The 18,776-nt window shown below is 57.7% G+C and carries 18 protein-coding genes and 3 pseudogenes; 12 read left to right on the forward strand and 9 right to left on the reverse strand.

Going from position 1 to position 18,776, the window contains the following annotated elements; translation table 11 throughout:
- The first annotated feature begins 912 nt into the window (after positions 1 to 912).
- Together IQ16_RS35755 and IQ16_RS35760 are read left to right on the forward strand one after the other, a co-directional pair.
- Positions 913 to 2,007 (forward strand): DUF3800 domain-containing protein, encoded by a 1,095-nt coding sequence (locus IQ16_RS35755; RefSeq protein ID WP_014498100.1) that lies wholly within the window; start codon positions 913 to 915, stop codon positions 2,005 to 2,007.
- A gap of 72 nt (positions 2,008 to 2,079) precedes the next feature.
- Positions 2,080 to 2,679: a hypothetical protein gene (locus IQ16_RS35760; RefSeq protein WP_011084407.1), complete on the forward strand. Its 600-nt coding sequence runs from the start codon at positions 2,080 to 2,082 to the stop codon at positions 2,677 to 2,679.
- 288 nt (positions 2,680 to 2,967) lie between these two features.
- On the opposite strand, the gene IQ16_RS46010 is transcribed toward IQ16_RS35760, so the two are convergent.
- On the reverse strand, positions 2,968 to 3,411 hold the full coding sequence (locus IQ16_RS46010; RefSeq protein ID WP_014498101.1) for a hypothetical protein: 444 nt from the start codon (positions 3,409 to 3,411) through the stop codon (positions 2,968 to 2,970).
- A 98-nt stretch (positions 3,412 to 3,509) separates the two neighbouring features.
- Between IQ16_RS46010 and IQ16_RS35770 the strand changes: the two genes are divergently transcribed.
- On the forward strand, positions 3,510 to 3,746 hold the full coding sequence (locus tag IQ16_RS35770; RefSeq protein WP_011084405.1) for a helix-turn-helix domain-containing protein: 237 nt from the start codon (positions 3,510 to 3,512) through the stop codon (positions 3,744 to 3,746).
- Here the strand turns inward: IQ16_RS35770 and ku are convergent.
- Complete coding sequence (gene ku, locus IQ16_RS35775) at positions 3,733 to 4,704, reverse strand: non-homologous end joining protein Ku (protein ID WP_028175395.1); 972 nt, start codon at positions 4,702 to 4,704, stop codon at positions 3,733 to 3,735. The genes IQ16_RS35770 and ku overlap by 14 nt on opposite strands.
- A gap of 123 nt (positions 4,705 to 4,827) precedes the next feature.
- Here ku and IQ16_RS35780 point away from each other — a divergent pair, with 123 nt between their 5' ends.
- The gene (locus IQ16_RS35780; protein WP_161170732.1) at positions 4,828 to 5,232 is read left to right on the forward strand and encodes a hypothetical protein; all 405 of its coding nucleotides are present in this window, start codon (positions 4,828 to 4,830) and stop codon (positions 5,230 to 5,232) included.
- 414 nt (positions 5,233 to 5,646) lie between these two features.
- On the opposite strand, the gene IQ16_RS46015 is transcribed toward IQ16_RS35780, so the two are convergent.
- A complete protein-coding gene (locus IQ16_RS46015) occupies positions 5,647 to 5,835 on the reverse strand; it encodes a hypothetical protein (RefSeq protein ID WP_028170338.1) in 189 nt (62 codons plus the stop codon).
- Positions 5,836 to 5,996: 161 nt separating this feature from the next.
- On the opposite strand from IQ16_RS46015, the gene IQ16_RS46820 reads away from it, so the two are divergent.
- The 6 genes from IQ16_RS46820 (at position 5,997) to IQ16_RS35810 (ending at position 12,297) form a co-directional block, all read left to right on the forward strand.
- Positions 5,997 to 6,392, forward strand: a complete 396-nt coding sequence (locus IQ16_RS46820; protein WP_011084401.1) for a hypothetical protein — start codon at positions 5,997 to 5,999, stop codon at positions 6,390 to 6,392.
- Entirely contained in the window at positions 6,370 to 7,224 is an 855-nt protein-coding gene (locus tag IQ16_RS35790; RefSeq protein ID WP_011084400.1) for a site-specific integrase, read from the forward strand. Before IQ16_RS46820 ends, IQ16_RS35790 begins: the two co-directional genes overlap by 23 nt.
- A gap of 510 nt (positions 7,225 to 7,734) precedes the next feature.
- Positions 7,735 to 9,468 carry an ankyrin repeat domain-containing protein gene (locus IQ16_RS35795; RefSeq protein WP_028175394.1) on the forward strand — a complete coding sequence of 578 codons (1,734 nt, stop codon included), beginning with the start codon at positions 7,735 to 7,737 and terminating at the stop codon, positions 9,466 to 9,468.
- Positions 9,465 to 10,268 (forward strand): hypothetical protein, encoded by an 804-nt coding sequence (locus tag IQ16_RS35800; RefSeq protein WP_014498104.1) that lies wholly within the window; start codon positions 9,465 to 9,467, stop codon positions 10,266 to 10,268. The genes IQ16_RS35795 and IQ16_RS35800 overlap by 4 nt, the downstream gene beginning before the upstream one ends.
- A gap of 11 nt (positions 10,269 to 10,279) precedes the next feature.
- Positions 10,280 to 11,401 (forward strand): hypothetical protein, encoded by a 1,122-nt coding sequence (locus IQ16_RS35805; protein ID WP_028175393.1) that lies wholly within the window; start codon positions 10,280 to 10,282, stop codon positions 11,399 to 11,401.
- Between the two features lie 290 nt (positions 11,402 to 11,691).
- Entirely contained in the window at positions 11,692 to 12,297 is a 606-nt protein-coding gene (locus IQ16_RS35810) for a hypothetical protein (protein WP_011084396.1), read from the forward strand.
- A gap of 165 nt (positions 12,298 to 12,462) precedes the next feature.
- Here the strand turns inward: IQ16_RS35810 and IQ16_RS35815 are convergent, their stop codons facing one another.
- Entirely contained in the window at positions 12,463 to 12,810 is a 348-nt protein-coding gene (locus IQ16_RS35815) for an HAD hydrolase-like protein (protein WP_011084395.1), read from the reverse strand.
- A gap of 40 nt (positions 12,811 to 12,850) precedes the next feature.
- Positions 12,851 to 13,168, reverse strand: a pseudogene (locus IQ16_RS35820) (transposase domain-containing protein); the annotation flags it as partial.
- A gap of 39 nt (positions 13,169 to 13,207) precedes the next feature.
- Between IQ16_RS35820 and IQ16_RS35825 the strand changes: the two are divergent.
- Positions 13,208 to 13,724: pseudogene (locus tag IQ16_RS35825) on the forward strand (IS66 family transposase); the annotation flags it as partial.
- A gap of 42 nt (positions 13,725 to 13,766) precedes the next feature.
- Here IQ16_RS35825 and IQ16_RS35830 read toward each other — a convergent pair.
- The 3 genes and pseudogenes from IQ16_RS35830 to tnpA all read right to left on the reverse strand — a co-directional run.
- A pseudogene (locus tag IQ16_RS35830) lies at positions 13,767 to 14,342 on the reverse strand (transposase domain-containing protein); the annotation flags it as partial.
- 226 nt (positions 14,343 to 14,568) lie between these two features.
- Positions 14,569 to 14,790, reverse strand: a complete 222-nt coding sequence (gene tnpB / locus IQ16_RS35835) for an IS66 family insertion sequence element accessory protein TnpB (RefSeq protein ID WP_370141156.1) — start codon at positions 14,788 to 14,790, stop codon at positions 14,569 to 14,571.
- Positions 14,791 to 14,816: 26 nt separating this feature from the next.
- Positions 14,817 to 15,248: an IS66-like element accessory protein TnpA gene (gene tnpA, locus IQ16_RS35840; protein WP_011084389.1), complete on the reverse strand. Its 432-nt coding sequence runs from the start codon at positions 15,246 to 15,248 to the stop codon at positions 14,817 to 14,819.
- A gap of 233 nt (positions 15,249 to 15,481) precedes the next feature.
- Here tnpA and IQ16_RS35845 point away from each other — a divergent pair, with 233 nt between their 5' ends.
- The gene (locus tag IQ16_RS35845; RefSeq protein WP_053815124.1) at positions 15,482 to 16,939 is read left to right on the forward strand and encodes a hypothetical protein; all 1,458 of its coding nucleotides are present in this window, start codon (positions 15,482 to 15,484) and stop codon (positions 16,937 to 16,939) included.
- On the opposite strand, the gene IQ16_RS35850 is transcribed toward IQ16_RS35845, so the two are convergent.
- Positions 16,850 to 18,688, reverse strand: coding sequence for a hypothetical protein (locus IQ16_RS35850; RefSeq protein WP_011084387.1), 1,839 nt, complete (start codon positions 18,686 to 18,688; stop codon positions 16,850 to 16,852). The two genes, IQ16_RS35845 and IQ16_RS35850, sit on opposite strands and share 90 nt — an antisense overlap.
- Positions 18,689 to 18,776: the final 88 nt, after the last annotated feature.

Here is an 18,776-nt window from a genome sequence, read left to right on the forward strand (position 1 = left end):
AGCGCAGCATGTTGCTCCAGTTCAAGCGCTGCGATTTCCGCGGCGCGGCCTTCCGGCCGCGACAGGTTCGAGCGGTCACTAACGTGCAGCCTACCAGCGGAGCATGCGCGCCCGCGCCGCGAGCAGGGCCGGCCGACACTCCTTTAGTGAAGGGCTGCCTTTATCAGACGCCGGCGGAAGCAAAGGAGCTCGACGTGCTGTCGTGGCGGTGGCCGCAGGTGTTGAGCAATACGGTAGATCCGGCAGGGCAAGACGGGCGGGACGAGCTCAACTCCTGGACATCAACGGCAAGCTGACGGTCACTGCCCTGCTGCGCGCCAATACACGCGCAAGAAAGGCCCTCAGTACACGCGCGAGGCCATTGAAGCTGCTGGACGCCAAAGCGCCCGACGTCTGAAATAAACCATTAGGCGGACATACTGCCCCGTCTTCGCGCCGGCTCTTCGCACGCGCCCCTAATAAACACAGTTAAAATCCCGGCGATAATCTGAGGCTCGGGCGTGAACAGCATCCAGCCGCTTCGGTTCAGGGCAAGCTGGCCCAAGGTTGCGCTTCCGGAAAACATGGAGGCGCTCTATATCGATGCCATACAAGTCGCGGGCGTGAGGCTTGATTTTTCATGCATTTCCACGATGGTTCATGAAGCGGGGTATGGCGACGATGCGGCTGTGCTGCATTGGACATCGCGGGCCGTCAGGGGCCCTGAGATCATCTCGGTCCGTAGCTACACGTACGACCACGAGAACTTCGCCGAGCGCAACAAATCGGAGGCTGGGATCGATGCGGTGATGATGGCGACCTATAAGAGGGACCTAAGCCGAGCTAAGCGGCGGCGCCGTCGCAAACTCTTGCGGTCAAGGCAAATCCTCCGCACGGCCCGTGATAGAAAGATGGCACTGCAAGCGATCGGTTATGAGAACCTATTACGTCGACGAGACAGGCTTTACCGGCGAGGACCTCCTGGCGGCAGACCAGCCGATCTTCTTGCAGGCGACCAACGACCTCAGCGAAGACGAGGCGGATCGACTCATCGCTTCGACCTTTGGCGGTCTGGGCAGCACCGAACTCAAATATAGCCGGCTCGCGCGCGGCGGCCGTCACCAAGACAGGATCGTCGAGTTCATCGGGATACTTGCGCAGGATCCTCTGCGCGCCGGGGCGTGGATCGCCCACAAGGAATTCGCCATGATGACGTTGATCGTCGATTGGTGGATGGAGCCCCTTGCTTACGAGGCAGGCTTGAACTTGTATAAGGACGGCGCAAATCATGGTATGGCGAACATGCTGTATTTCTGTCTGGAATCCTACTGGTCGAAAGGTTTCAGGCGAAAGGTCCTTGAACATTTCCAGCGCATGCTCCGTACGCGAACCCTGGAACGATATACGGAGTGCCAGCTCCTGATCGAGAAGGCGCGCCGGCACGCAACAGGCGATCCCACCCGAGAAGAGCTTTTAAGGTATCTGTCCGTGTCGTTCATGCTCCTCGGCTACGATCACGTACGCCGTATGCCCGAGCGCGCGCTCGATATCGCGCTGACCGGCCTCGTGCAGCTCGGTCATATGTGGACCGAACGGCACAGTGGTCCGTGGAGCGTCGTGCACGACCAATCCTCCAACATGTCCAAGCAAAAATGGATATGGGACGCCTATTCGGCGGAAACTATGCCGCCGGCCAAGTTCGAGAACCCCGGCACGGTGGCGCGGTTTCCGATGAACGTCACGCAAACGCGCTTTGGCGATTCCGCGCAGGAGAAGCAGTTGCAAATTTGCGACGTTCTGGCGGGCGCGTGTTCGGCATTCGCGCGGTTCGATAAGACAGATGCCGAGCACCTCGCCTACCGCGATCGCCTTGGCGCGGCCGGGATCGAGAATTTCTTTACAGGTGTGATGTGGCCGGTCCCGGAAGTGACGCCTGAAGGCCTCGGTCGACGGGGCTGGGACGGCAATATCGCACTCGAATATTTGACGCAGAACATGCGTGCGAAACGGCCGGAGCCCAAACCTTGAGACGCGTGTGAGGCATTCTGCAGCATCGCGCCCTGCGCAGGGACTCCCTCTAACCCAATCCTGGCGACGAGCATGTCCAATGCCTATCAAGAACTGATCAATAGTGACCCGGAATGGAAGCGCAACTACGAGCTGATACGGACGCTCGGCGTCGAGAGTGAACGTGGCATGGCGGTTCTGGTCGGAGCTGAGCTGGACCGCGCGCTGGAACTTGTGCTTTGTGCGTATCTTGCACCAGGAAAGGCGCGAACAGAGCTCTTCGCGGGCAGCTCGCCACCGCTCGGCACGTTCTCGGGCAAGATCAATCTCTGCCGCGCGTTGCATCTGATCAACGAAGACGAATGCACAGCACTTCACACGATCCGAAAGATTCGAAACGAGTTCGCGCATGACCCGGACGCATCCTTCGCAAATGCGCAAATCAGGTCATGGGTCGACATTCTTAGGAGCAATCCCGAGCAAGACCACAAGACCAGATTCGAACTCGAGGCCGCAGGACTGATCGCATCGCTCGAAACGACGGCGGTCGATCAGGCGCACGGGCGGGTCTATGAAGAATCGTTCAATACGTGGTACCGGCGTGGCGCCGATCGTGACGCCAAGCCATTAAAGTCGAAGGAAGAGGCCGCCGAGGCCTATCGATCGAAGAGGAGCGACAAGACCGCGCGCTGACCCAGATAGCCGAAGCGATGGTCACAAGGACCTGCTTCGCTTGTTCGAGGATGTCCGTTCGCCGCCATGGGCCATACGAAACGACAGGAGCCGGCGCTCGGCTTCAAGAACGTAGCGTCGATCAAGAGATGACCCTTGCACCCACTGGTTGACGTATCGCCGCAAGTCCAGCGGGGCGCGTTCTTTGACTAGCGCCAGTACGTACGGCCAATCGTTCCGACGAAAGCGCGTCAGCAGCCGCGAGACTACGCTGTCCTGGCCAGTTCTTTTTCAGCCGTGCTTCGAAACTCAATTTTCGAAACTTTGATCTTTCGCTCTATCAGTACAACGAGCCAGAGCATCTCTTACGACGTTGACCGATGCTTCCAGTCTTTGAAGCATGGTCGTCAAGCTCACGATCGTTGCTTCGTCCATGTGAAGATTTTGCGGGGTTAAAGTCGCGCGGATGAGTTGATCAATCGGCAATATGAGAGCTCCATTCGAAGAAGTCCTACCGCGTTCAAACGAGAACTCAGGAATCAGATCGCCGTCCGGGGTAAGCCTGCACGACAACGCCATGTTGGATGAAATTGCTTCTTCTAAGAGCTCAGCGGGAATTTCGATCGCCGCGACAATGGCCCCGGTCTCACTGATTCTGTATCCAAACCGATAAAGATCATCCGCCGTTCCCGCATTTCCGAGACATACGCGTTCGGCAAAGGGTTCAACTGCTTGTCGAGCAGCAAGAGCCAATAACTTAACTCCGTCAACGTAAGCTTCCCTCCGCTAATACCTAATTTATCGGTATCTGAAAAGTCGTTCTATGTGTCTGGCCCCCTTCCGGAGGCCAGATGCCCAAGACGGTTACCTCGCCCATTCAAAAGAAGCTTGCCGCCATGTTGGTCGAGCTAAGAAAGGGCGCGGGACTCCGTCAGGTTGATCTCGCCAACAAACTAGGGGTCTACCAATCCTGGGTAACCCACCTTGAATCTGGGCAACGTCGAATAGACGTCGTTGAGCTGATCGAGTTGGGGCGAGCCATTGGCTTTGACCCCGCCGAGGTCGTTCGGAAACTCAACAAACGTTAGGGCCGAGCCAGGCAGACCGACGCTGCGACCTTGCCGGCTGCTTTTTTGCACCTGCCTCCTTTGCCTGCTTCTTGCCGGCGATAGGCATCAACATCTCCTTCTGACCGCTTGCGGCCTTGCGCGGCTTCTTGGCCGACTTCTTCGGAGCATTTGCAGGCTCCGTCGCCTTCTCTCTCCCGACGCTCTGCCGTAGCGCCTCCATCAGATCAACGACGTTCTCACCCTTTGGCCGCTCTTTAGGGCGGATCAACTTTCCGGCCCGCTTCTGGTTGATCAATTCGACCAGTGCGCTTTCGTAGTGATCCTCGAACTTTTCGGGATCGAACGTGCCTGCCTTCTGGTTCACAATGTGCCTGGCGAGGTCGAGCATATCTTTGGTAACTTTGACATCCTGGATTTCGTCAAAGTACTCCTGCTCGCTGCGGACCTCGTAGGGGTAACGCAGCAACGTTCCCACGAGCCCTTTGTCAATCGGCTCCAGTGCAATGATGTGCTCGCGATTGGTCAGCACGACGCGGCCGATGGCGACCTTGTTCATTTCACGGATGGTCTCGCGGATCACCGCGAAGGCGTCGTGGCCGACCTTGCCGTCCGGACGAAGGTAGTAGGGTCGGATCAGGTAGCGCGGGTCGATTTCTGACTTGTCGACGAACTCATCGATTTCGATCGTGCGGGTCGATTCCAACGCGATCTCTTCGAGCTCCTCCTTCGTCACTTCAATGAACTGGCCCTTCTCCAGTTCATAGCCCTTGACGATGTCCTCGTTAGGCACCTCGTCGCCCGTGTCCTGGTCCACCTTGATGTACTTGATGCGGTGGCCTGTCTGGCGGTTGAGCTGATTGAAGGAGATCTTCTCGGACTCAGAAGTCGCTGGGTACAGCGCCACCGGACAAGTCACGAGGGACAGACGCAGGAAGCCTTTCCAATTGGCACGGGGGCCGTGTACGCAGAACTCCATGTTGGACGGCTCGGACTCAAGACGATCGAAAGCGGCTGGTTCCGACAATGTCAGGGGCAAATAATTCGGCCAGCCTCCCTTCGTCGGACTCGACTTTTGTTCTCTTTATGTTCTAATTCCGGGATGAACGATCGGCCTGCGAGTTGGCGAATGCCCACCCCGAAGCAAATGGAAAAGCTAGCCGCCTCAATGGGAAAGAAAGCCGCGAGGGAGCGTTCGCTCGGTCCCAAGGACGACATGCCGGACGAGTACTGGCATGCCCTCCTCGATGATGCCGATGACCAGGCCGCGGTTTCGGGACGTTCGAGCCCCGGCCAGCGCCTCTGTGAGATGCCGCAGCATGTCCTGCGGGTTTCCTGCCGCAGGTGCGAGCGCATTGTTGAGATCCAGAAAGCGGATGCCGCCCGTCTCTACGGGCAACAGGCGAGCTGGAAGGAGGTCGGGCACCGTTTGCTGGACAACACATGCCAGAACCGAACCGGCCGCCACGAGGAGGACGGTTGCTGGCCGGCCTTCGGGCCGGTTTGACCGATCCCCCCTGCGTCGGCCCCGGATGGCTCCGAAGCATCACCCGACGCCGCTCTCCGGCGGCGACCGGAAAGCCCTTGGCAAGGAGCTCGGCAACCCGAAGCCTATGATTACGCTTCGTCCAAATTGCGTGCGTTCACCGAGCAAGCGAGCGAAGCAACCACAGACCAGTTGGACTGAAAGTTAAATGAGGCATATCACGAAAGTGATCGATACCCGCACCTAGGACGACGTTGGCGCGGCCGCCACCAAGCCTTCTCCGCGCCGGCCCATATCGGCTCAAACAGCAGCTCGTCGCAATTGAGCTATCGCCCGCGCGTTGATTGTATGTGCCAATGGGCACTGGCGATCTCGAGGCGGATAGCACCAACGGAAGGATTCGCAATAGCAGCAGCGTTGAGCAGAACGTTGCCGTTACTCAGCGTTGCCACACATTTCGAATCCCCACATCTGCCCCTTGCTTCTCGGCAAGCGCACTCCTCCGACGAATAGAATCGCGTCGATGCCGCCCGCATAAAGCTCGATCACCGTTAGTCCCTCGCAGATCGCGATTCGGCTAACATGATCGAGATAACAAAGCGCCCGAAGGGCGTTGGTCTGCACGATCCACTCCGTCTTGCTGTAGCAGCGGCCGTGGCATTCCCCGATGGTTCGATGACCGCTTCCGGACTGCGCAGAGAGAGCGCCCGCGGACGACTCATCATCGAGCGCATTGCGGGCAAGGACTACACAACACTCTTTTATATAGAGAGAATGAGGGAATTATGCCGCGTCGAAGCAAGGGTGCCAGGCTCCATCTCAAGGCCGCTCGACGAGACAAAGCCGGCAAGATTACCCACCGGGCAACGTGGATCATCCGAGACAACGGCCTGGATATCAGCACAGGCTGCGCGTCAGATGAAATTACGGCCGCCGAGCAAGCGTTAAAGGATTATATTGCCTCGAAATACGCCCCCAAGCGCAAGGCCCAAGACATTGAATCAATCCCGATCGGGGATGTGCTCTCGATCTACCTCGATGCAGAGCTCGCCAAGCTCCGCGATCGCTTCAAGGTCGCTGAAGATGATGAAGAGACGATTCCCGGCATCCGCAAGTTCAAGGCGGATTGGGCGCCTGAACGATTGGTGGGGCGCAAAAATGCTAGCCGGGGTCGACGGTGAGCAGTGCCGTCAATACGCTAAGGAGCGCGGCAACAAGGGCGGCTCAAGGCGCGATCTTGAAGACCTACGCGCAGCTATCAATCATCATGCGGCGGAAGGTTATCATCGAGGGATCGTCAAGATCACGTTGCCAGCAAAGGGCGAGCCCCGCGATAAGTGGCTCACGAGATCCGATGCCGCAAAGCTGATCTGGACGTGCTGGAGATACCGCGAGCTGCAGAAGATGTCGCGGGGGCCACTGAAAGGCCAGAAAGTCGCGACCGGAAAGCGGCCCTTACGGCACCTGGCACGGTTCATTTTGATTGGTGTTTACAGCGGGTCGCGAGCCGGCGCTATCGCCGCCGCTTCGCCGATTCCGGCAGTCGGCCGCGCGTTTGTCGACCTGGAGCGCGGTATATACTATCGGCGCCGCCAGGGCGACGCAAAGACCAACAAGCGGCAACCGCCAGTGCCGATCCCGCCGCGCCTGCTTGCGCATCTCAGGCGTTGGCACCGGATCGATCATCACGCGAAACACTTCGTGGAATTCAATGGAAAACCCGTCATCTCAGTGAAGACGGCCTTCAAAACCGCCGTGCGACTGGCCGGCCTTGGCGTGGGTATTTCGCCCCATACGCTTCGGCATACAGCAGCGACTTGGTTGATGCAGCGTGGCGCCGATCCGTGGCAGGCAGCGGGCTACCTAGGCATGTCGCTTGACGTTCTGCTCAACACCTACGGCCATCATCACCCCGATTATCTCGCAGACGCCGTTGAGAAGATCGCCAAGCGAGAGAGGAAGATCGAAGGAAACCGCGGCAACTTCGATTCGGTACTGCCGCTGCGTCGATAGAAGAATGGAGTTCGTGGGGATTGGATTGCTGGTGCAACCCGAACTGATGACTATCGAGCTCACCCGACGTCCGTCAGAAGACCTTTGTTCGAGGCAGAGAGAGTATCAGGAAATTCCCATTGAAAAATAGAGCATTTTTCGATCTTGCCGGACAAGCAACCACTGTTTGAGCTACGGCCTGAAGATAAATTCCGGCTCCGTTCCGTTAATGGCCGATCCATCCGCCGACCATCAAACGACCAACGAGCGGCGAACTAGTTGAACCAACCACTCTAATCGTTAGCCTATCCTCCGAGGGCAAAGGTCCACGCTTTCGGATCGTGACGGGCGGGCCAAAATGCAATAAGGTTGATGCTGGCAAGACATGCTACCTTTGCTTCGCTCCAACATCACGCAACCGCGTGGCAGCTAAGTGAGGGCAAGAAACTAGAAAAATCCGGCTATATTTCATAGACTTAAGTGCCTAGTTCGCACAAACAATAATGTCCCAATTTGACTTGGGGAAGGGCTGTGCTGTTGAGCGAATTGTTGCGCGAGGCAGTTATTGTTGCACTGGTCCTCGCAATCAGTTGGTCAGCCTCGGTAGGTGGTGCTGCCTCACAGGAGCGCCCGTCTGACACATTCAGGGCATCGGCAGTCTCCCTGCTAGCCAGTTTTCTTCGAGTGAACGCCAGCTTCAAGGGTTGCAACGCGAAGGAGGGCTTTGCGTTTATCGTTGGCGAAAACGACGACAAGCTTTTCTTGGCGGTGCCGGATCACGTAATCCACTGCCGGGTATTTACTCCACCGGTTGCCGAAGTCGTCCAATTGGGGGGGTATTCGAGCGACGGGAAGCCTTTCAGCTTTGGCCGGGCAGACCCGATCGCCTTGCCTGCGGCGGGTACCAGTGGCTCCGAGGACATCGCCTTCCTATCGGTACCTAAGCCTCAAACCTGGACAACGAAGCACACGTTAATGGCGGACGCCGCCGAACTAGCGAACGGTACGGCTGTGACATTTCTGGGCTATTTACAGCGGCCGATCATCCCCCAACAGCTAGGTGTCGTCGTTGATGTCTGCGACACCGCTTATACAACCAAAGCATGTGGAATCCTGGTTGAAAGGCTTGCGACGCAAGTCGGGACCTCTGGCGCGGTCGTCTTCAACGAGCAAGGACACGTCGTTGGATTGAACATTCTGGGAGAGCGCGATGAATCGCTTGCGCTTGCGCTTAGGCTTGATGAGATTCGGAGAATTGCAGAAAAAGCCGGGGTGCCGTGGAACATTTATACTGACGCCGAGGAACTCAAGTTCGGCGAGCGGTTGGGACGGGCCATCAATGGCGGCGACCGAGAGAAATTTAAGGCGGTCGTGGCCAAGCGCATCAATCTCGATCGATCATATAAGTTCAACGATGAGAATAGCCCGTACCCACCGCTTGCCGTTGCCGGTTGGGCGAACCAGATCGACATGGCCGTGACTTTGATCAAGTCCGGCGCGCGTGCTCACTATGGCCCCGCTATTGGCGCGGCAATGGCAGCGCAGCGCTACGATGCCCTGAAGATCATGCTGGACGCAGGCATGGGTACCGCGTGCCCTTTTAATACCGCGCTCAGCAAGGGAGATGAGACTTCGATCAGGATGATCCTAGCGGCAAACTCCCGCGAGCTCGTAACGGGAAACTGCGGCGGGCTTACGCCAGTGAATGCAGCGATCAAGGCTGGAAGAGAGGACGTCGCAGCAGCCTTGTTCGAGTTAAGGCCAGCCGGCCTAGGCGACGAGGACCAACTGCTTGTTTCTGCTATCCTCAAAGGGCAGTCAAGCATGGTTGAAAAACTCCTGAACACCGGCGCTGGCAAAGGGTTAGTGGGCGATAACGTGACGGGAAGTCCGCTTCATGCCGCGGCTTTTGTGGGAAATTCAGAACAGGTCGAGCGATTGCTAGCGATGGGTGTGCCCGTGGACCTTCGCGACTATCAGGGCGGGTTGTATGGACCAACGCCTTTTGAAGCAGCGATTTTTGGCGGCAACTTCCAAATTGCACGGCTGCTAGCCAAGCGAGGAGGTAGCCCGCTCGGGTACCGCAACGGCAAGGAGCGTATCTTCAGTGACCTTATCTTTTATAAGCTGACAGACGTCCAACAACAGCAGGCCAGACGCGTGGTGATAGAACTGGCTACGGACTACTGCAGTAAGCTAAAAGAAACCCAGTTCAGCGAAGCACGCGACTTCCGCATTCAGCGACGGAATTGCGAGAATCTATGACCACCTGTATCAGTGGCTCACGCTTAATGACCATCTTGCCGGTCGCGGTTATTAGCTTTTCGTCCATTCAGCGGTCACAAGCCGCCATGGACTGTGGTGCCGTGCTTACGATGGACAACCAATCGCCGGCACATGGCGCGAGTTCGTACGGACGGCGCTCTGAGGAGCGATGCGAGGGGACTATTCGGGAAGATCAAGCTGGCTCGGTCGGTGTCGCGATATTGCGTCTCGAAGTCCTACCAAGGGTAGACCTCACTTTGGTCAAGACCGTGACGATAACTCGCACCGCCGATATACCCAAAGGCGCGAGCGCCATTGCAACCATTTTGGAGAGGACAGCACAACACTTCTATCGTCTCGACGCGGCGCTCGATAAGGCGAAGGCCGTTGCTTGGCCGCTCGACGATGTTGCCAAACCACTTGGTGTCTCTCTGACTAGCCTGGACCTGGTCGGTCGGATCCAAGATCCGGCACAACCTGGACAGACGATCTTTTTCCCCATAGCTCTGCGCCAGCCACAGTCAGCTGGTCCCTCCGAACAGTCCGACCTCGCGCTTCGGATGATGCTTACAGCGCCGGCCCGAAATGTATCTGTCAGCGTCGGCCGCTCCGACCTATCCAATAAGTGCACCGTTGATCGCGAGCTTCTGAGCCTGGCATCCTCGTCGCCTTCAACGCCCATAGAATTGACGCTACCTGCTGCTATTCCCCGAATGTTTTGTATCGAGGTTACCTTCAGCACCAAGAATCTTGACGGGAAGTTCGTCGAAGGTAGTACCTACCTGTCCTTTCGAAAATAAGGGGGCGCGGCATGGGTCTGGAGGCCGCTAAGGACTGGGCCCGAAGCCAGAAGCAATTGGCACTCTCCGAACTCGACGCTGCCCGTCGAGCCAACGATGCCAACGCAATTGAAGAAGCTGCCAACAGACTCATACACCTCAGCCAGTTCACAGTTGCGTTGAGTGGCGAGGCGCCGGATGCGAGCGATGGCAAGCTAGGACCAGGGGGATGGTTTCTTCTTATCGGGATAGCATGTGCGTTGGTTGCGCTATTGCTCAGCATTCACCCCACCGCCGGACTGATTTCAATGGAAGCGTCGTCCCGAGGTGTTCGTCTCGCATTCGAGAAAGACGTTAGGCTGAAGGGAGAAGGACTAGCATTCGTCGGATACGACATCACCGAAATATCTGGAGCCGCAGCGGTCACGGACGCCCGAGGCGGGGCCACGTTACCGCTAAACGTAAAGAACGAGCGACTTAAGATTGAGGCAGACGCAGCTATCGCCGAGATCCACGTCGCGAAGGATGACGAACTTTCCGTGGAGCTTTTCGGTTCCGATCTAATGCGGTTGTCCCTGCACGGTCCGGGGTCCGGCATAGACTTATCGCTCAATGGCACAGCTGTTCGATTGCTCGATGGCGATGGCAAGCCTCTCCAAGCTGGAGCGCTCACGGCAAAGAGGAATGTTCATTTTCAGAGCGGACCCGCACTTGAAGTGCTGTTGACGAGACGGCCAAAAGCCGGTGAACGTCTGTCCGTCATTCAATATAGCGGTCAAATGGGCCTAATCGCGTTCGACAAGCGGGTGCCCGTCAATGGCATACTGAATGGCCGCAGCAACCTTCTCCAGTCAGCGACGGTCGCATTTTTGGGCTTCGGCGACGAAAAAACGTCCCCCTTCGGCGGACAGGCACTTTCGGTAATTAGGGGAAATGGCGCTTTTGAACTGAGCGCCAAGGCCACGACGCTGAATGTGGCATTTAATGGCAACGCCGTAGACGTTCGTGGTACCCAATCGACTCTCACGCCGAGCCTTCTTCACTGGCTATGGAAGAATACAACAATCACTTTCACATTTGGTGCAATCATCAGCGTTCTTGGCTTCCTTCTAACAAGTCGCACTCGGATACGCGAGTTTCTAAACAAGGGTTAGGCTTAGAGGTCCATTCAAAGTCCGAGAGTTCATGCAGCATGACTCGAGGCCCCGGTTTGGACGCTTGAATCACGTCCAAACCGATGCCTTCAATCAGCGGAAGCCGGACAATCGGCATTTCCGAGATTGCCCCCTTACCGGACATGCGGACATGCCAAAATCGACGTAAATGGACGATGCGAGCCAATTGCTGGAATTTCTCTGTGATGTAAGGTGAGTGTATTCCCTGAGCCGACAATCGCGTTGGCGCCGTACCAACTTTACTTTGTTACTTGGCGGAGTTTGCGCAAATGATCGATCCAAAAGTCGTCAAGACATTCATTGGACTTATAAAAGAGCTTGTTGGGGCGGGTTTCAAAATCGACGCGAAGCATAAAGGGCGTCTGGGGAAGAACCTTCGAGAAATTGCAGAGCTTCTTGAGACCACCAAGGATCAACTAGCGAACGGCATGGTGCCGCGTGAATCGTCGCACCAAGTTGCAACACTTATCAATTTCACAAACGACACCCTACAAGGCGTGTTCAAAATTCCCAACGCTGATGAGTTGGACGACATATTCTCGAAGCAGCTTCCCCACATTGGCTACTTGTTACGCAGCGCCGACGTGTTCATTGATGGCAAACCTCGAACTGGCCGCCACAAATACATGTATGGGCTGGAGGCCCGCGACGGTGATTATCAGGTTTCGCCTCAATCCGTCAGTTCGGCCATAGAGGAAATTGAACGAGCTGCAGGTCGACTTCGCGGCGCGGCGAATTTTCTTGATCCCAACGCCGGCATCAGCAGAAATAGGAAGTCAAGCAGCAAGCCCAAGGCCTCAAATACTTCGAAGGGAAACATCGCAGCAAAGAGAGGTTCGGTGAGGAAGGCTGCCAAACCAAGCGGCAAACGCTAGGCATGCGGCCTTAGTCCAGCTTCGTAATTGAAGTAGACAAAGTCAGTTAATGGACCATCTCGCCGTTCCGCTGCTGTGCAACAATACGTCGGCTATCGGGGCAGAGCGGACTTCGACAAGCCGTCAGCCCTGTACGTTTGTGGGTTCACGGCCTACGTAAAGCCGTCACGAGCCGAAAATCGTCAACGCTGGAGGTCCACTGGATGCAACGCACTTGTAATGGCTCAAGTTATCAAGCATCGCTACAACGCCGGGCATAGGCTTTAAATCGCGTGCAAATAACTCTGAGACGCGCCCGCGATCGTTGTTTTCAAACGTATCGGGCAGGCTTCCGCCGATACGATGTTCGATATCGGCGAGAATAGCCGAGAGCTTTTTGCCACGGTATCTTTTGACTAATACCTCGGCAGGATCGCTCAACTCCGGCAGCAGGTCGAGAAAGGCTTGATTACAAAGGGTCTCGCTGTCAACGAGCGTTCCATCCAGATCAAAAATGACACAGATATCTGGCATCTGCAAAAGGTCCCACTGCCGTTTCAGTGTCGTCCCAACCTTAGATCACTGTATTGGCTACAGCCATGATTTCGGGCTTGTCAGCATAGGCCCAAGGCAGCAGATCATGTATCTCGCTATTTGGATGCCCATTGACGATTTTGTTGAGGACATCGGTCGGGTAGGCAAGCGGATCGACATCGTTCAGCTTGCAAGTCTTGATCAGGGAGGCGATCACTGCCCAATGCTCGGCACCGCCGTCGGAGCCTGCGAACAACGCATTTTTCCGATTGAGGGTGATCGGACGGATCGCGCGTTCGACGGCATTCTTGTCGAGTTCGATACGGCCATCATCGATGAAGCGCGTCAGTCCCTCCCAACGGATTGGGTCGGCCATGCCGCCTGGCACCTGCGTCCGCTGCACGAACGACTTCTCGTCACGCTCCGGCAAAGATCAAAGCTGTTCGCCGACGAGACAACGGTGCCGGTGCTCGATCCGGGCCGTGGCCGCACCAAGACAGGGCAACTGTGGACCTATGCCGTGGATGACCGGCCATGGGGTGGGCGCCGATCCGCCATGCGTCGCTTATGTCTACGCCCCTGACCGCAAGGCGAACGGCCGATCGCTCATCTCGAAGGCTTCAAGGGGATTCTTCAAGTCGACGGCTATGCCGGCTACGGCAAGCTCGCCGAGCGCGGCGACGTTGCGCTCGCGTTCTGCCGGGTGCATATGCGGCGCAACTTCTACGAACTCGCCACCCCCGGCCCGGCGCCAATTGCCAGCGAGGCGCTCAAGCACAACCGAGTTCTACGCCATCGAGAAGAACATCCGGGGCCGCAGTGCCGAAGAGCGGTGCCTCATCCGGCAGCGCAAGAGTCGGCCACTCGCCGATACGTTCCAGAATTGGCTACGCGCAAAGCTCGCCCTGATCAGCCAGAAGGGCAAGCTCGCCGAGGCCATCCGCTATGCGCTCTCACGCCAGCATCGAGCGATCCAGCGCGATGCCTTGCCGCGCGTAAATCTGGACCTGCCGGTACAGCGGCAGATGATCGGCGCATTTGGACACCAGAACCTGGGCGACGGTGGCCTCGGTCGGCAGCCCGCCCTCGATCAACCGCGCCGGAGCCGGCGCTTGCATGACGCCGTCCTCGCAGGATCGGCAGGCCTATTTGGGCCGCCGGGTGACCAAGATCCGGAACTGCGCCGGCACTAGGTCCAGCCGCTCGCTTTTGTCCTCGCCGATCCGGTGCAACTTGCCCTTGCAGCAGGGACAAGTCTTGGCGTCGATGTCGACGACGACCTCGATCCGCGGCAGGTGCGCCGGCAGGGCTCCACGATTGATGCGACGATTGCGGGCCCGTGTTACGCGACCTTCGGGCGCTCTCGCATCCTGCTCTGCTTCGCCGCACGCTGCGACCTGCTCGACGTCTTCCAGACCAAGCAGCATCTGCTCCTCGCGCTGTGTCTCCGCCCGGCGGCCAAAGCGATGGCGCTGCAATTCCTTGATGATCTGGCACAGCCGCTCGCTCTCGCACCGCTCGGCGAGCAGCATCGCTTTCAATATCTCAGGATCGTCAGGCAGGGAGTCGCTCGGCACCAGCAAATCAGATCACACTCGGCGGCACTTTGCGACGAGCGCGGGGCGTCTGATTCATTTCGCCGCAGCGCTGCTAACAATTATCCGGGCTGCGTCGGTGTCGCCGTCTCCCGTGCCTCATGGACCCGCCGCCAGTCCAGCCCCTCCAGCAGCGCAGACAATTGCGCCGCCGACAAACGCATCACGCCATCCTCGATCTTCGGCCAGCGACGCCGTTCTCCAAACGCTTGACGAACAAGAACAGACCCGTTCCGTCCCAGAAGATCAGCTTGATCCGGTCCGCTCGCTTGGCCCGAAACACATACACCGTGCCCGAGAACGGCTCGGCCAGCATGCTCTCGCGCACCAGTGTGGACAGCCCTTCTGCGCCCTTGCGGAAGTCGAGCGGCTTGGTCGCCACCATCACTCGAACCGTCCCGGATGGACCGGTCACCGGCCAGCCTTCAGCGCCTGAACGATGGCCGCGATCATCGTCGCATCCGCGCCACGGCCGACCCGGATCGTGACGCCGTCGACCTCAATCTCGATCATTCCGACGTCGGACCTGGACTTGCATCGCGGCGGTTTGCGCTCATTGCCAAGAACAGGCGTCTGCGCGACCGCGCCTACCACGGCCGGCACGAACTGCAAGTCTTCCGATCGGGAACGCTCGGCCGCGGCTTCTCGCAGTTGGCGGCGCCAACCAAACTGCGGCGATAATCCATGGCGCCGAGCCACGGCACAGACCGAGTCACCACTCGCAACGATCTCGGCAACAATCCACGCCCTGTCTTCGTCGCTCCACTTCCGCCGACGACCGGCGCCGGTGAAGACTTCCAGACGCCGAACCGGCTCCGTGATAGCACTATGCACTGCGTCCATTCTACGCCTAGCGGTCGAAACTAACCGCAGGCTCGCAGATTACCACTTCATCCGAAACGTGGCCGCAGGACGCCGCTTACCCTAGTTCGATGGTGATGCCCGCTATAGTCGGGCCAAGGCCTGCTCGGATTTCTAGTCTTAGCTTCGCACTTCGGATATCCGATCGCTTGCAGCGGCGCCTGCCAAAAGGGCCTAGTTGCAGCACCTAAATCCGAATCCCGCGAGAGAAACAAGTGACGCTACGCTTAACGCGCGAACAACTCTATGAATTGGTTTGGCCGGAGGCCATGAGCCGAATTTGCAAAGCGATCGGCATTTCTGACGTGGCGATAGCCAAGCACTGCGGCAAGGCGGATATACCCATCCCGGAACGCGGATACTGGAACAAGCTGCATGCTGGTCAAAAGGTTACGCGAACGCCTCTTCCTCCGCGCGATCTCGCAACGATCAATCTGATTGAAATGGGTGGAGCATTGCCGCCCGAACTAAAAGCTCGGATTACCGGTGAGCCCGGCATTGACGGCGAACCGGAGAACATAGATGTGCTGACGGAGCGGTTTCGGAAGCGTCTCGGCAAAGTAAGCTTATCCCGCGACCTGACGCGCGCAGATCCCGCCATCGCCAAACTGCTCAATCGCGATGAAACGATTCATCAGAAGATGGCAGCAAGCTCCTTCCATTGGGAGAAGCCTCGTTTCGAATCATCCTACGAACGGCGGCGTCTACGCATTCTCAACTCAATCTTTCTCGCCTTTGCCAGGGTGGGGGGAGGAAGTGCTTACATCCGCGATCGGGAGGCACGCGAGATTTCAATCCGCGGACCTGCGGGCGTCAGCATAACTTTGGGTTCCCCAAAGAAGCGTCAGGCCCGTAACCGGCGCTCTGACGATGCGGACGCAAAGGACAAGCTGGAGCTACGGGCTGAAGGTGGTCGGCACCATCCAGATATTATTTCGAGTTGGATGGATGATGATGCAGGTAAGCTCGAAGACAAGCTGACTGAAATTGTGATCGGCCTTGCTGTTGTGAGTGAACGCGAATCGCGGCGATGGCAGTCCGAGATGGCGACGTGGCAGCGCAAGCGTGAGGAAGGGGAAGCCGAAGCACGGCGCAAAGCTAAGGAGAAAGCTGAACGCGAAGAACGGGAACGCATTGCAGCCGAGGAGAAGGCGCGCCGCGATGGGCTTTTAACCGAGGCCAAGAACTGGCGAAATGCCAGGCTAATACGTGAATACGTCGAGGCAAGACGCAGATCAGAAGTAGCGCAAGTGCCAGAATTCGAAAAATGGGCGCGTTGGGCGCTGGAGGTAGCAGATCAGATGGATCCGCTCTTCAACATTAAGTCTAACTCTGACATTGAGGGCGTCAAAATTCGTCCGTCTCGGAAACAGAGTTTCCGCCTTCACCCAGAGCCGGTGCTTCCGATAGCCAGTCGTCCTGATCAAGCCGATCGTGGCTACGCATCTTGCCATGCCCGGAGCGACAGAGCGATACGCACCGCGACACTGCGCGCCTCAAGCGCTTGCAGGCTTGCGAAACCGATTGGACCGGCTATTGTCTGGGCGTGCGGATCGGCGAACGATGCCGGAAAGTCCGCGCGGTTAGTGCTGCACTGGTTTTGGCGACGGCGTGTCAGCAGCCTTTGCCACAAGATAGGTGGCGTGACTGACAGCCAGCATGGCGGCCATTGACGTTCCTACCGGCGGCAAAGCGCCAATGAGGACATCAACCTTCTGGATCACGAGCAAGATTTCCTGCGCAGTGAGATCGCGGACCGCCGCGAAGATCGCGTTTCCGTAGGTGACAAGCAGCCCGGACGTTATCAGCACCATCTGCACGCGCGTGATGTCTATCTTGTCCTTGTTGTCGGTGTCTTCACCCAGGAACCAGTCTGCAATGGAGGCGCGGTGCCGCGGGTCGTATCCCGCGACCTTGTCCTTGAACATGGTCACGCTGCCGACTGGCTGCGACCTCTCGGACGAAACAACCGTTGGCGAATCGTCGGTGCCCTTGATTGACTTGATCAGCGTGGACAAGACGGTTGACCCGAACGAAATCCCCAGCACACCCCAGATCCCGGTAGGGATATCCGGAAAGAATCCATTCTTGACAGCATTGGGCAGGTCGCTCACCGCTCTTGGGAAATTACGGACCATCTCGGAGACAAGACCTCCGTTGAAGATAGCGATCGCCATCACGCTCGTCAGTACGAGAACAGTCCAGGAGGTCACTTGGGCGAGCGCGAGCGAGTATCGGCCATTTGGACTGATCAGCGCACCAAGTGGAGTACCGTTGACGCCCTTGCCCAACCCAACAAGCACAAGGATCACGCCGAGCATCATCAGAGCCGTTGGCATACCAAGCGACACGGCCTGCGCTCCGCTCGTCGGCACATGCCAGCCAAACAGCCACCAACCCACGAATTGTGCGGCGTGTCCGACCCACGTGTCGGCCTTGATGACGAGATTTTGCGCAGCAAACTTGACCGCGTCTCCGAGCAGGGCAAGGCAGAACAGATTTTTGGCTTGATCGTCGGCCGAAATCGGCTTCTTCGTTTTCGGATCAACTGGCGGTTTCGTTTCGTCAGCCCATTTCGTCAACCGTTCAACGCACGTAGGTCCTTGATCGGAAAAGAGGTCATACAGTTTTTTGTCACGACTCTTTCTCGCGTCATCCAGCGCTGTGCCGCTCTTGCCTTTTAGAGTGTCGGCTGCGGTTTCGCAAGCCTTCTGATCCGGCCCCCCTCCAGCTGGACACGCCGGCAACGGCAGGGAACTGCTGAACTTCTGACCGTCTTCGATCTGCCGATTCGCGAGCAGATCATACGCTAGGCTGAAGCTGCTCGCGGTCCACAGCAAGCTGAAAGCCGCTAGAAAAAAAAGCGCGCCGCCGGAAAGTCCTATCCCCCAAGCTGGGCTTCGATACCAGCGTCGCCGGTCCGAAGGCCGAACGACACCGGAATCGGTATAACCGGAGACGTAGGGCAACTCGTCCTCGGCAGGAAGTTTGGGCGATTCAAAGAGCCGGTAGGTTCGCGTATCGGCGCCGGTACCGGCAACAAAATCGCCGCCGGACGTGACATCCGCGTCGAACATCCAGGCGACGGATGTTGGCGGCAAATTGTCGCGCGGCGGCGCGCCGTTTTCGTTGACCTCCCAGAGCACTGCGCGCGCTGGCAACTCCATCTCGGCGCGATACGTGTTCGTCTCGACTGCGCTCACCGTCGACGACATCGCGTTGTAGGTGACCATTGCCACTGCGTCGTTGGCGCGCGGCGCCAGTTGCTGTTTCAGATTTCCACCGAGACCGCGGCGCTGAGCGGCGGCGGCCAGCTTAGCGACCACCGCGTGTAATCGTGCGAGCGTCTGATTGCTACCATCCTTAGCCGCGAGCCCCGAGGTCTCTCCCCACACGATCGCGAGTAATTGCTGATCGGCCATCTTGCGTCCCCCGGCGCGGTTGAAAAACCATTTCTAAAAATCTGACGATGTCGCTTGGCAATGGCCTATCATTTATGATTGAATGGCA

Origin of the sequence: Bradyrhizobium huanghuaihaiense (assembly GCF_007830635.1) — a bacterium.
In the GTDB taxonomy this organism is placed as follows: domain Bacteria; phylum Pseudomonadota; class Alphaproteobacteria; order Rhizobiales; family Xanthobacteraceae; genus Bradyrhizobium; species Bradyrhizobium huanghuaihaiense.